General features: G+C 44.2%; 10 protein-coding genes. 2 read left to right on the top strand and 8 right to left on the bottom strand.

Translation table 11 applies throughout. The features are described from left to right. Nucleotides 1-53: 53 nt before the first annotated feature. The 3 genes from BS617_RS02480 to BS617_RS02470 all read right to left on the bottom strand — a co-directional run bounded on the left by BS617_RS02480 (nucleotide 54) and on the right by BS617_RS02470 (nucleotide 3,893). On the bottom strand, nucleotides 54-1,151 hold the full coding sequence (locus BS617_RS02480) for a capsular polysaccharide export protein, LipB/KpsS family (protein ID WP_170870308.1): 1,098 nt from the start codon (nucleotides 1,149-1,151) through the stop codon (nucleotides 54-56). 111 nt (nucleotides 1,152-1,262) lie between these two features. After that, the gene (cysQ, locus tag BS617_RS02475) at nucleotides 1,263-2,063 is read right to left on the bottom strand and encodes a 3'(2'),5'-bisphosphate nucleotidase CysQ (RefSeq protein ID WP_075171328.1); all 801 of its coding nucleotides are present in this window, start codon (nucleotides 2,061-2,063) and stop codon (nucleotides 1,263-1,265) included. Nucleotides 2,064-2,129: 66 nt separating this feature from the next. Further along, the gene (locus tag BS617_RS02470; protein ID WP_075171327.1) at nucleotides 2,130-3,893 is read right to left on the bottom strand and encodes an SLC13 family permease; all 1,764 of its coding nucleotides are present in this window, start codon (nucleotides 3,891-3,893) and stop codon (nucleotides 2,130-2,132) included. 214 nt (nucleotides 3,894-4,107) lie between these two features. Between BS617_RS02470 and cysD the strand changes: the two genes are divergently transcribed. Both cysD and cysN read left to right on the top strand, forming a co-directional pair. After that, on the top strand, nucleotides 4,108-5,901 hold the full coding sequence (gene cysD, locus BS617_RS18530) for a sulfate adenylyltransferase subunit CysD (RefSeq protein WP_306460952.1): 1,794 nt from the start codon (nucleotides 4,108-4,110) through the stop codon (nucleotides 5,899-5,901). Further along, on the top strand, nucleotides 5,901-7,802 hold the full coding sequence (gene cysN, locus BS617_RS02460; protein WP_075171326.1) for a sulfate adenylyltransferase subunit CysN: 1,902 nt from the start codon (nucleotides 5,901-5,903) through the stop codon (nucleotides 7,800-7,802). Before cysD ends, cysN begins: the two co-directional genes overlap by 1 nt. Nucleotides 7,803-7,891: 89 nt before the next feature. Here the strand turns inward: cysN and BS617_RS02455 are convergent, their stop codons facing one another. The 5 genes from BS617_RS02455 to BS617_RS02435 form a co-directional block, all read right to left on the bottom strand. Continuing rightward, nucleotides 7,892-9,319 carry a phosphomannomutase gene (locus BS617_RS02455; protein ID WP_249263560.1) on the bottom strand — a complete coding sequence of 476 codons (1,428 nt, stop codon included), beginning with the start codon at nucleotides 9,317-9,319 and terminating at the stop codon, nucleotides 7,892-7,894. Nucleotides 9,320-9,383: 64 nt separating this feature from the next. Next, on the bottom strand, nucleotides 9,384-10,355 hold the full coding sequence (locus BS617_RS02450; protein WP_075171325.1) for a capsular polysaccharide export protein, LipB/KpsS family: 972 nt from the start codon (nucleotides 10,353-10,355) through the stop codon (nucleotides 9,384-9,386). 3 nt (nucleotides 10,356-10,358) lie between these two features. Beyond that, nucleotides 10,359-11,282, bottom strand: coding sequence for a glycosyltransferase family protein (locus BS617_RS02445; protein WP_075171324.1), 924 nt, complete (start codon nucleotides 11,280-11,282; stop codon nucleotides 10,359-10,361). Then, nucleotides 11,279-13,384: a glycosyltransferase family 2 protein gene (locus BS617_RS02440; RefSeq protein WP_075171323.1), complete on the bottom strand. Its 2,106-nt coding sequence runs from the start codon at nucleotides 13,382-13,384 to the stop codon at nucleotides 11,279-11,281. The genes BS617_RS02445 and BS617_RS02440 overlap by 4 nt, the downstream gene beginning before the upstream one ends. After that, on the bottom strand, nucleotides 13,381-14,172 hold the full coding sequence (locus BS617_RS02435) for a glycosyltransferase (protein ID WP_075171322.1): 792 nt from the start codon (nucleotides 14,170-14,172) through the stop codon (nucleotides 13,381-13,383). The genes BS617_RS02440 and BS617_RS02435 overlap by 4 nt, the downstream gene beginning before the upstream one ends.

Below are 14,172 nucleotides of genomic sequence, written 5' to 3'. Positions count from 1 at the left end.
CTTACTGTAAAACGAAACCGCCCGTGCAACAGGCGCTACAACTAACCAGTCCACTAAAGGCCTAACTGAGTGCCTAACCAAGAAACAGCGGTTAACACACGCGTTTTCACAGCGACCCATATTGATTTTTTTTGCTGCGACAAATAATCAATCAGCGCTTCCGGTGTGCATACCTGCTGCGTATGAGGATGGTAGTAGTGGCTATATTCCACTAATGCCAAGTACACCAGCTCAGCTAAAGAGCGCTCACGCCCGCGCCTAGGCAGATCAGCATGATCCTGCGTCAGCCCCCAACCTGCGTAAAAAGGGGAACCATAGGTAGTCACTTGCTTACCACGCAACAGGGCTTCAAAACCACTTAGTGATGAGACTGTCTCCAAGCGATCGCACCAATCGATTGCCGCCATAATATCCACTTGAGGCAAGCAAGCATCGGCATAGTTCAACACTTCGGATTCAGACAACATGCCAGCACGCAGCCCACTCACTACATCCGGGTGAGGTTTATAGACAATGCAAGCATCAGGATAAACAGAACGAGTATGAGCTAGTAGGTCCTTGTTAATATTCTCACTGCTTTCACAGTCTAAAACCTGAGATAAACTAGAGCGTACCGAGGCATCATCAGCCACTTGCCCCACCACTAAAATAGCCTCTTTACCCGCGCTATCGGGCAAACCTTTATCAGAACCTTTTAGGTTATATTTGCTTATATTTTGGCTAACTAGTGCTGTGATTAATTGCTCACCCCGGGCTACTTCCATTGGAGTAAGGTTCTGCTCTTGCAGCAAAACTTCCAAATCCGATGGCTGACTGGCATCGTAATAAATACCTGTTCCGTCTACCACAAAAGAGGCTCCGCCATTTAAGCCTGCGCCCAAACCTACTGAACGCACAAAACCATCTTCGATCCGGTAAAACTCAACATGCGACTGTATACGCTTCGCCTGCTCAGCGGTTACCCGAGAAGACCAGCCAATTAACGGGGCATGGTTTAACTGCGCCAGTGATAATGCTCGTGAAAAATCGTTTACAAATAAAGGAGGATAACCATAAGCGGCGGTAATAATAGCCCCCACAGCCTTACGATTCCAAAAACGAACACTGTAAACAATCGGTGGTGAGGAAAGTGACGCAAAGCGTGCTGTCATGATGGCCCGATAAAAGCAAAAAGGCGAACATAACATTCGCCTTTGTAATCAACAAGGTAAACCACTAGATTACTATAGCTAACGTAATCTAGTCATTCGATAACTTCTAGATTAGCCCTTTTTAGCCCAAAAATCACTCGGCTCTTTACAGACGATGAAATAAGGGTTCAATAACGTATCAGGACGCTGGTTATAGGTTAAAGGTTTGAGCGTTTCAACCTCTAACACCTGACCACCCGCCGCCAAAACCACCGCATGCGCCGCCGCTGTATCCCATTCGCTTGTAGGCCCTAAACGTGGGTACAAATCAGCCGCACCTTCAGCGACCAGACATAACTTAAGAGAACTCCCCATCGCCACAATATCGGCTTCAGGTAACATCTCCATAAAGGCCTTAAAATCATCTGATTGATGTGAGCGACTACCAACGACTTTCCAGCCTGTTGCAACTGTTGGGTTATCACCCACTTTAATTTCAACCGCACCTTCGCCGTCATTTTGCTTAAAGGCTCCTTTACCCTGCTCACCCCAATACAAGGTATTAAGTGCAGGTGCATACACCACACCAAAAACCGGCACACCGTCTTTGATCAACGCCACATTGATTGTGAACTCGCCGTTCTTTTTGATGAACTCTTTTGTGCCATCTAGCGGATCAATTAACCAATACTCACTCCACTTCAAGCGTTCGGTTTTAACCTCTTCACCTGACTCTTCCGACAGAACAGGGATAGAAGGCGCAATAGCTTTCAAGCCATCAACTAACAAATGATGCGCAGCCATATCCGCTTCCGTTAGCGGACTGTTATCTGACTTATCGTATACAGCAAAATCTTTTTTGTAGATTTCCATAACGGCATAGCCAGCCTGTTTTGATAACTCCAGTACTTTTTCGATATCAAACTGCATCATTAATCCCTTGTCGTTGTTTCAAATAAGCTATGTGTAAAAATATAAAAGAGCAGAGGCTAATCTGCATTAAAACGCCCAAATAAACGGTATCAATACGATAGAAGTCACCGATACGATAATACTCATCGGAATCCCTATCTTTAAAAAGTCAGAGGTTTGATACCCTCCTGGCCCCATGACCATCAAATTAGTCTGGTAACCCAATGGCATGATAAAACTAGCAGACGCTGCAAACATCACAGCAATCACAAACGGCATATGATCCACACCCAATTGCTGCGCAATAGACACCGCAATAGGGAACATTAAAATCGCCGCCGCATTGTTAGTAATCACCTCGGTAAACAAGGTGGTTAATACATAAACAATGGCTAACATTACCCAAGGCGACATCCCGCCAAACATGAGCCACTGAGCTATTTGCTCTGCCATCCCTGTTTTAGTCATGGCTTCGCCAAGCGAAAAAGACGCCGCTATAACAGTAATCACCGTGAGGTCGATATTTCGACGGGCTTTAGTCACGCTAATGCACCGCGTGACTAACATAGCACCCGCTGCCAGAAAAGCCGCTTCTAAAATACTCAACAAGCCAGAAGCACTCAGCAATACCATGCCTAATAAGACGTACAAAGCAAACGGCGCCTTACTGAACGCAGGTGGCGTAGAGTCGTTCATGGCACTCACTAACAAAAAGTCACGCCGCGAGCGGTATTGACCTACAAAGTCTTGTCCTGTTTCCAGTAACAAGGTGTCGCCTACCTGTAAGCGTATATCACCAATTTTACCGGTAATACGTTGACCGTTTCGGGATACCGACAAAATAGCCGCCTGAAATCGTGTTCTAAAACGCGAGTCTTTAATCGATTGCTCTAGACCGACAAATTCTGGCCCGATCACCGCTTCAACAAGGCAACGCTCATGGCTAGCGATTTTCAACTTATCCACATCACCATTAGCCGGATTAAGGCCGTGAATTTGACGAAGTTCCCGTGCACATTCGGGCGCACCAATAAAGACTAACTCATCACCCGCCTGTAATTGAGTATCAGGCGCAACCGCCGATAAAATCCGCGAGCCGCGGTGGATTTCTACCAAATAACCAAAACTTAAATTACGTAAGCCTGCTTCTTCTATCGTTTTTCCCACTAATGGACCATTTTCGTCAACAATCACATCAACGCTGTATTCGCGCGCATTACCTAATTGCTCAATAGTACCTTGGCGGTCTGGCAGCAAACGATCAGCAAAAAAGTAAAGAAACGTCCCCCCTACCAGCAGCAAAGGCAACCCTAACCAAGTCAGTGAAAACATGCCCATTTTATAATCGAAGGTGGATTGCATTAACCCGTCTACTACCAAGTTAGTGCTCGTACCGATGAGGGTGCAAGTGCCACCAAGGATCGCCGCATAGCTCAAAGGAATCAGCAATTTAGACGCCGGGATGTTGACGCGTTTTGACCACTCCTGAATAGAAGGAATAAACATGGCAACCACAGCCGTGTTATTCATAAAAGCACTCATGACCGATGTAGGCATAATCACTTTGGCCAGCCCTTGGCGAACACCATTTGGCTGGCCTAGCAAACGGCCTGCAATCCATTGAATGGCACCCGTTTCTTTCAGACCGGCTGCAACGATATACAAGGTAGCAATCGTCATAACGCCAGGGTTAGAAAAACCGGCCAAACCTTCCAAAGGGGTTAACACGCCTGTAATGACTAACGCTGCCAACGCTGACATCAAAATAACATCAGTCGCAATATTACTCACGATCAACGCAATCAATACTGCCATCACAATTGCTAGCGTGAGGTAAGCCTCATATCCCATGGTCAAAATCCAATAAAAGCATTCCGTTGTAACGGGCTAAACAAACAAAACTAATCGCCCTAAAACATCGAGACAAAAAATGTTTAATAAAGTGTATTGAGATACTAACCACAATTCCGTAATATCACAACTAGTCGACTTAGACCGAAACAGAACAACGCGCGCACTTATTTTTATAACGCATGCTCATTGAGCCGTAATATGTGGATACTTCATGGATGGCCAGCACTTAAGCCCGGCACAACTTGATAAGCTCCGTAAAACAGCCGTCACCTTGCGGTTGCAAAAAAAGAGCTTAAACGAGATTCAACTCCAAACGGGGTTGAGCCATCCTACTATTATTTCGGCCTACAAAAAGTTTCTCAAAGGCGGCTGGCAAGCGCTGCAATCCCAACCGCGCGGGCGACCAAGCGGCAGCCAGCACATCAAGCAGCCCGCTTTGGCACCGCTAGTATCCGAACTACTTACACAGACATATGCCACACAAAACGGTTCGGATAAAAAACTATGGGATATTGGCTCAATACACCAATGGATTGCAGATCGCAGCGCTCATAGCACGTCAGAAAAAACAACATCACGCTACCTCAAGAGCATAGGGTTGCTGCCTGCGCCAGAGTCATTAAACACGACCCGACAAGCTGTATTGCGCGCGGCAAAGCACCTGCAAGCCAACAGCCCTAATCTAGACGCCTCCTGCCCTCACAATAAGCAGGATAAGCGCCGCATTTTTGTCATTGGGTTACGTAGTTTCGTCCTAGACCACGAAGCCGGACACAACGGCTATCAGCTGTATGCGCGCGACACTAAAAATCGCATCCAGTGGGCTCATAGCCACCACTCGTTAACAAGTACAGATCTCGTCGAATTCTTGAGCCACTTACATGCTCAAGAAGCTGAAGGGATGATCTTAGTGATCAAGGTGCCGTTTTATCATCGTCACACTGAGTTACTTCAGTGGCAGAGCGAGCACCCAGAATCACTCATCATTCCCTCTCAAGACCTGGCCAACATAACGGCCAACGATTTAAAAAAAGAGCCAGAGGCTCCCTCTGCTCGACCACATCACACAGTAAACCAATCTCAACATTCAACCCCGGGGAAGGATATGCCATTAACACACTTACAACGCCTGGAAGCGGAGAGCATCCAGATCATGCGGGAAGTTGTCGCTGAGACAGAAAACCCTGTCATGCTTTACTCGATCGGTAAAGACAGCGCCGTCATGCTACACATTGCCATGAAAGCGTTTTACCCATCGCTGCCGCCATTTCCACTTTTGCATGTTGATACGCGCTGGAAATTCCAAGAGATGTATCGCTTCCGTGACAAAATGGTAGAAGACCTCGGCCTCAAGTTGATTACCCACATCAACCCAGAAGCTATCGAAAAAGACATCAACCCATTTACCCACGGCTCAGCAATTCACACAGACATCACTAAGACCGAAGGTCTAAAACAAGCCCTAAACGAATACGGCTTTGATGCGGCATTCGGTGGTGCACGCCGTGATGAAGAAAAATCACGTGCTAAAGAACGTATCTTCTCTTTCCGTACAGCCGATCACCGCTGGGACCCTAAAAACCAGCGCCCTGAGCTGTGGAAACAATACAACGCGCGTAAGCACAAAGGCGAATCGATTCGTGTATTCCCAATCTCAAACTGGACTGAGCTAGACATCTGGCAATACATTCATTTAGAGAACATTCCGATTGTGCCTTTGTACTACTCAGCCGAGCGTCCGGTGGTTGAACGCGATGGCACATTAATCATGGTCGACGATGAGCGCATGCCTCTTCGCGATGGCGAAGTCCCTATGATGAAAAAAGTCCGCTTCCGCACCTTAGGCTGCTACCCACTAACCGGTGCTGTTGAATCCGAAGCAGACACCCTACCTGCGATCATCCAAGAAATGCTGCTCACCAATACCTCTGAGCGCCAAGGCCGAATGATCGATCACGACTCCGCCGCATCCATGGAGAAGAAAAAGCAGGAGGGCTACTTCTAATGGCACACGTATCCGATTTAATCTCAACTGATATCGATCAGTACCTAAAAAATCACGAAAACAAAAGCCTACTGCGTTTTATCACCTGCGGTAGCGTTGATGATGGCAAAAGCACCCTAATTGGTCGCTTGCTATACGAATCAAAAATGTTGTTTGAAGATCAGCTTGCCGCTGTCGAATCAGACTCTAAAAAGTTTGGTACTCAAGGCGACGACATCGACTTCGCACTGCTTGTTGACGGCCTAGCCGCAGAACGCGAGCAAGGGATCACAATCGATGTTGCATACCGCTTCTTCTCGACTGATCGCCGCAAATTTATCGTAGCCGATACTCCAGGGCACGAGCAGTACACGCGCAACATGGTTACTGGTGCATCGACAGCTGATGTCGCTATTTTGATGGTTGATGCTCGCAAAGGCATCCTTACACAAACCAAGCGCCACAGCTATTTAGCGTCATTGATCGGCATTCGCCACGTGATTGTTGCCATCAACAAAATGGACTTGGTTGATTATTCTGAAAAGACCTATAACCAGATCGTAGAAGATTACACCACCTTCTCCAAACAGCTAGGAATTGAGAACATCACCTTTATTCCTATGTCTGCGTTTAAAGGCGATAACATCACTGATCCAAGCCCTAAAATGCCGTGGTATCGCGGTACAACGCTGATGGGTTACCTAGAAACGGTCGAGATTGATGACGAGCGAATGAAAAGCACGCCATTCCGTCTGCCGGTACAGTGGGTTAACCGCCCTAACCTCGACTTCCGAGGCTTCTCCGGCCAAATCTCAGGTGGCGCCGTGAAACCGGGCGATCGCATTCGTGTATTACCTTCGGGTAAAGAGAGCACCGTAGCACGCATAGTTACACTGGATGGCGACCTAGAAGAAGGGGTTGCAGGCCAGTCCGTTACCATCACACTGGAAGACGAGATTGATATCTCCCGCGGTGACCTGCTTGTAGAAGCGTCAGAACCTGCTGAAGTTGCCAAACAATTTGAAACCACCATCATCTGGATGCACGAAGAACCGTTATTGCCCGGTCGAACTTACCTTATGAAGGTCGGCACTAAAACGGTTTCAGCAACGCTAACGGATATTAAGTATCAAGTTAACGTCAACACGATGGAACACATGGCGGCTAAAAAGCTCGAACTCAACGGCATTGGTGTGTGCACCATTAGCTTAGACCAAGCAATCGCGTTCGACGCTTACAGCAACAACCAAGATACGGGCGGTTATATCCTCATCGACCGCCTAAGCAACAACACCGTTGGTGCTGGCTTGCTCAACTTCGCCTTACGTCGCAGCCAAAACATCGTTATGCAACACGTGGATGTGAACAAAGAAGCACGCTCAACCATTAAGCAGCAAAAACCCTGTATCCTTTGGCTAACAGGCTTATCTGGTGCGGGCAAATCAACCATTGCCAACTTAGTTGAGAAAAAGCTCTACAGCATGGGTCACCACACCTATTTGTTAGATGGCGATAACATCCGCCACGGCCTCAATAAAGATCTTGGCTTTACCGATGGCGACCGCGTCGAAAACATCCGTCGTATCTCCGAAATCGCACGCCTTATGGTTGATGCAGGCTTGATCGTAATCAGCGCCTTTATCTCGCCTTTCCGTTCAGAGCGCGACATGGCTCGCAGTATGGTTGAAGACGGTGAGTTCATCGAAGTGCATGTAAATACACCACTAAACGTAGCAGAAGACCGCGACGTAAAGGGCTTGTATAAAAAAGCACGCAAAGGTGAGCTGAAAAACTTTACCGGTATCGATTCACCGTATGAAGCACCAGAGAACCCTGAATGCCGTTTGGACACCACCAACGTCACGCCGGAAGAATGTGCCGATAAGGTGATTGAGTACATGCAAGAACGTGGATATATCTGAGCAGTTTTAAAAGCTGATTAGCTATAAAAAAGCCGCTCAAATGAGCGGCTTTATTTAGTAATATAAAATTTTTAACTAACAAAATCACTTTAAAGAAGTTGCGCCACGCCCTTTAGCGCCTTAACCACGATAGCCTCAGCGGCTGCCTGATCACCTGACTCGGCATAACAACGCAGTTCAGGTGCATTACCTGACGGGCGAAGGTGCACAATATCACCTGAAGCTAACGTCAACCGCAAGCCATCCGTTGTATCAACAGCTTCGATTGTTTCAGTAAAGCCTATTTTATTCAGCAACACTTCGGGCTGCTCGGCACCAGCATTTAATAGCTCACGGCTCCACTGTGTAGGCACATCTTTTATACGATCACTCGCGGTGTAGCGAGCGGGTAAGCTAGCCACTAACTCGGACAATAATTTGCCAGCAGAAGCAGCACCGGCAATTAAGACGATACCAGGCAACAACGCATCTCGTGTGGGTAACGCCTTGAGTACTTGGCCGTTTAGCTCAACATCCGAACCTAGAATAAAACCACCGTTGGCCTCGAAACCCGCTAGCCGCTTGAACTCGGCCGCAAGAGCTTCAAACGCAGCGATAACATAAGGCGAACCTATACGCGTGCGTACCACTTTCTCGAAACTATTAGACTTTTCAATCGCCGTATTACAACTAACCGGCACCGCCAATGCTTGAATGTTAAGTAATTGCGCACAGAGTAACCCCACAATATCACCGCGTAGCCACTCTCCTGTTTCATCCGCAATCAGAGGACGATCACCATCGCCATCGGTAGAGAAAATCGCATCTAATTGATGCTCAGCAGACCATTGACGTGCCTTAACACGATCCTCTTCGGCAACAGCTTCGGTATCGATAGGTACAAAGGTATCGGTGCGCTCAAGAGAGATAACTTCAGCACCCAATGATGCAAAAATGGCTGCGTAAAGATCGCGTCCGGCACTGGAGTGTTCATAAATCCCAATGCGTTTACCTGCAAGAACATGATCAGCATATAGCCCAGCATTCCGCTGTGTATATTGTTCCGCGGCTAATGTAGATATCGCCGGTAACGCATGCTCAACAGCGCCAATGTAGCTGACATTAAACCCTAAAATAGCCGACTCATCTGCTTTAGTGATTTCACCATCAGGGCGGTAAAATTTAAGGCCATTTCTATCAAAAGGAATATGACTGCCAGTCACCATAATGGCCGGCATTTTGTCTTGCATGGCTTGGTATGCCAATGCAGGCGTAGGCACTACACCGTAGTAATACACCGCTAAACCTAGCTGTTTAATTACCCCTGCACATGCCTCAGCGATGGCTGGGCTACTGGGGCGGTTATCAATAGCTAAAACAACCCCCGAAAACTCATACTCCGATTGCATTTGTTCAACAAACGCTTGAGTAAACGCACCACACACCTCGGGCGTAAAATCATCCACTAAGCCACGCGCACCGCTCGTACCAAATTGAATATTTGAGTTAGCAATAATGTCCGAACACTGAGTCATCATATCGTCACAGATCCATGTTGAAGTTGGCGTTTAGGCTTATAGAAACATCATACCTAAGTGAATATTAAAATAGCAGGTCGCGTTGCTGTGTTAACAATGCAATTGTGTCTTCTATTTCACAACGTTGGCCTGATTGTGGATTTATAAAGCGGCAATAGCGGATATACGCCGCATCAAAAACAGCCTCTAACGACCGCTCAACACTACGCCGCGCACACGACTGGGAATCTTCTGTTAGCCCCCATCCTGCATAAAACGGCATTCCAAAACAATGCACACGCTTGCCAGCTAACAAGGCCTCAAAGCCTAGCTGACTCGTTACTACATACACATCACTCACCACATCAAGAACCGACCAAGGGTTACAAGCATCAGATAACAATGTGCAGCCTAAATGTTGAGCCAACTCCACCAAATGGCCTTGTTTTTTACCCGCAAGCACATCCGGGTGGATTTTAACCCAAATTTCGGCATCAGGATGGTTTGCTTTCGCCTGCTCTAGCATCAGCTTAAAACTATGCTCGCTCGCCAAGCCATAACGAATGGAGGCATCACCCGCCGTTTGATCGACCACCAAAATACGCTGTTTATCCGAAGGCGCAAACATGACTTCTGGCGCTTGATTATATTTGGATAGACGATGTTCACGAATTAGCGCCATACAACGACGGGCACGAATGGCCTGCTCATCAGATAAGGCTGACTCGAAGATGAAGCGCTCAAGATCGCTAGGCCGGGTAGCGTCATAGTAGATACCGCTATAATCCACCACCAAGCTGTGAGGCTCATCTCCATCGACACCCAATCCAACCGATCGCAAAAAGCCATCTTCCAAAGCGATATAAGGTAAGCTTTTTTTTGCAGCAAAACGACGGGCTTTTTCCGCAGTGGGTTTTAAGCCCCAGCCAACGACACCCTCTAAATTAGCTTGCGTAAAGCACCATATTTTTTGTAAATCAGCATTCAAAAGCTGATCTATGTGTGGAATAGACTGAATACCTGAAGAAAAAACACCGAACCTTGATTTGCTGCACACGAGCTATACCGAGCCTCTTTTACAATCAATCAACGCTTGATTATAAATGGATTTTCTAAGGGGCTGATCATCTATAAGACTCAACAAAGTCTTTTCCCAGACAGCCTCATCCATTGCGAGTAAAAAACCGTTTTCTTCGTGATTGATGACATCGGAATACGCAGGATGATTAGCGTACAGACCAACGGCACCAGCAGAAGTAATATCAAAAAATTTCGTATGCGAGCGTGCCGAATTAAAAGAATTATCCAATAGAGGAGCCAGCCCTATATCGTAGTTCCCAGTGCAGAGCAGCGATTTATAACTGACCCAATTCATTGGCATTAATACATGAACGCGATCAACCGCTCTAAATTTTTTATAAACGGCAGGGTTTCCAATAAGTTCAAAGCGAACATTCGGCCTCTGAACCAACACTTTTTTAATGATGGGTAACAACCAATTCATTTCGGCAATATGCGATGCAGAGCCATGATAAAAAATAGTTGTTACGCCGATAGGGACTTCTACAGGCTGAGCAGAAATCAACGACGGTTGTAACGATGCATATTTAGTAACAAGGTAAGGAGTACTCATCCAAAAAGACGCTTTCATTTGAGCAAGCCAACCTTTATGCATTAAAGCATTACGGAAAATTTTCCACTGATACCGAAGAGGCATACCTTTAAAAGCCGTAAAGGAAAACAGGTCATCATCCATAAAAAAAATGAGTTCACTTATGGATGTACGGCTATTTGTTATAAGCGGCTTCCATCGCTTAGGTATATACCGAACAAAAACCACAGCATGCCCGTTCAAGTCCTCTGGACAAGGCAGTTGATCATGACGACAGCGCGTCACTTCATAGCCCATCGAAATCAACTTGGGAATAACAAAAAAATCAGATGAGGGGTTTTCCCCCTGCTCGACTACGTAAGCGAGTTTCATCGTAAGGAAAAGTCTTCGTGCATGAGTGTTAAATTAGGATTATAAGCTGGGTCAGACTCTAATAACGCCCCCCAATGATCTTTCATATACTGAGCCTCTTTTAGTGCACGTTTACGTTTTCTTGGGGTGTTATCAGAACCTCTGGATATGGACTCATGATGATAGAGTTCTGCAAAAGGAGTCCACAAATTACGTAAACCTAAAGACCTAACTTTCAAACAAAAATCTACATCATTAAAGGCAACAGCTAACTCTTCAGTTAGACCGCCCACTTGATCATATACCGATTTTCGAACAAGCAAACAAGCACCTGTAACGGCAGAATAGTTTTGAACAACATTGAGTCTGTTGCAATAACCTGCACTTGATCTAGGTAAAAATCGATGGGAATGCCCAGCAACACCGCCAATGCCCAAGACAACTCCAGCATGTTGAATAGTATCATTAGGATAGTAAAGCTTTGCGCCAACGCATCCTATTTCTTCTCGACATGCTTGCCTTACCATTTCTGTTAACCAATCAGCATTAATGGGCTCGATGTCATTGTTGACTAGCCCGATGATCTCTCCATTAGCGTGCCTAGCACCAAAATTGTTTATTGCCGAGTAGTTGAATGAGAAGTCCCAATCTAGGACGCGTACACGAGAATCTTTTGAAATATGCAGAAAATAATCAAGTGTCTCTTTACAAGATGATTGATTATTAAGTATTAGAACTTCAAAACAAGGGTAACTTGTTAAAGATAAAATTTTATCAATGCATGGTTTTAAAATTTCTATGCCATCACGTGTAGGCACCAACAAACTAACTAGAGGTTGGGTATGTGGTAATGGCCATATAATATGATGTAATCCAGCAACATCATTTCTCACAAGCTCCACACCGTGATTAGATATTAAATAATTTAATACATCTTTATTTGATTTATCTACTGGCACAGTGGGACTATCAATAACTTCACTTTGAATTTTTCGATGATATAAAATCTGCGGTATATGATGTATTTGAGACACCTCTAAATCATCAGTCTGTTCTAGTAGTAGTTGGTGGTGTTCATCAGCACTGTAGAATTCCCGTAGCTTAGACGATCTTGAAAGACTATCAAGTTCAAATAGAACCCCACTCCCCAAATAATTACATGAAAATAATAAATCAGGGTTCCATCCAGACTTGAAAACTGGATTTAATCTATTTCCCAAAGAATCAAAACGATCTTCATCAAAATAAAGAACCTTAAGATCTTTTTCATCAATAGCCCCATAAAAAGCAGAAACAAAATCATTACTAAATAGATCTCCTGCTTTAAAGAAACCTACCCAAGAATCGTTTAGCCTTTCGGAGATTAAGCTAAGATCATCATTTGCATAAAAACAATAATATTTTTTAAGAGCGATATAATCATTTACAATAAGACTACTATTAGAATCTATAAAGTAGACATCAAAAGATAAACATCCTTGATCACTTAAACTTTGCAAAGTATTTTTGACATCGTCAACCAAGGTTTGCTGATCTATCAATAAAAAAAATCTTAATTTATTCTTAATATTAGATATAGGATTAACAGGCAAGGGGACTTTATAACTTCGATCATTTAAAAGCCAATTCTGGAAATCAACGTTAGGATCATAATGTTCAAAAGTTTCACTATAATATTCAAAAGCAGACTTTACCCAACGAAAATTAAATAGTTTATCTTTGCACAGTTCTTTTTTAATTTCTTGTTTAGATAAAAAACGAAATTCAGGATGAAAATTGCTTAATCTATGCAGAATCCTATCGCGTGCAAAAAAAGGAGTTAGCCAAACGAACTTAACACTTTCTAAGAAAAAGCATTCACCTGAATCAACTGGTACAATCTTTACCCTAACAGTCTTAAGTGGAAAATAGCAAATTCGTTTTGTTACCTTTCCATTTCTTAAACTCATGTAAAAAACTTTTGAATTATCGAAACCATGACCAATGTCAAAATAGATCGCAACTGACATTTTTTCGACAGTAAAACTAGCTTCAAGATCAATAAAATTCCATCCCTTAATAAGAGAAAATTCTACAGATCTATCATATCTATCTAGAACAAAGCCGCTCGTCATAGCTATCATTTGACGGTTATATTCCCGTTATCATCAATCACTTGAATAGCACTCTCCTGCATAGCTTTATTTATCTTTATTAACTCAAGCTCATCTTTTAAATACTGGCTTCCAAAGCCACAATTTAGATTTCGTTTACTTAATCTAGCTTTGGACTTCATAGCACTTCGAACAAAGTTATCTCCTAAATATTTATAATGTAGTAATGCAATTTCCTTTGAATCACTAGTTTTATAGTTAGGAGATTCTTCCATACGCTTAAAAGCATCGCCTTTAGGATGACAACCTGGGCTGTATTGAATATCAAAATCGGGTACAAAAACAGCTCTCTTGTCAAAATTTGGCTGCCTAACTCCAGTTCTAATTGATTCGGTAATGTTAAAACCTGCTGATGGCCAATGATTACAAACCATATTAAATCCACGAATATTTGGAACTGTAACACCATCGCGCTTATATTTTTTAAGCAGGTCTATTAAGGCTGGATGATATATAACCTCATCCATGTCTGCACATATTACCCAATCAGCAACTTCAGTAGTATACTTGCCACCTACTCTACTGTAGTCCTTATAAGTATTTACTTTCATCTCCAAATTTGAAATATCATCAAATGAATTATTAGAGCCCCACTCAATGACTGTAACACTATTATAATTCTTACAAATCTCTACACTTGCGTCAGTAGACTCATTATCCAGTACAAATACTCTAGAACAAAAACCAGTATAATAATCTAATATAAATGGAAGAATTTTCTCTTCATTAAAACATAACAAATAAACATGAATTTTCAT

Source organism: Neptunomonas phycophila (assembly GCF_001922575.1).
Lineage (GTDB): Bacteria > Pseudomonadota > Gammaproteobacteria > Pseudomonadales > Balneatricaceae > Neptunomonas > Neptunomonas phycophila.
This window is presented reverse-complemented; position numbering and strand designations above follow the sequence as displayed.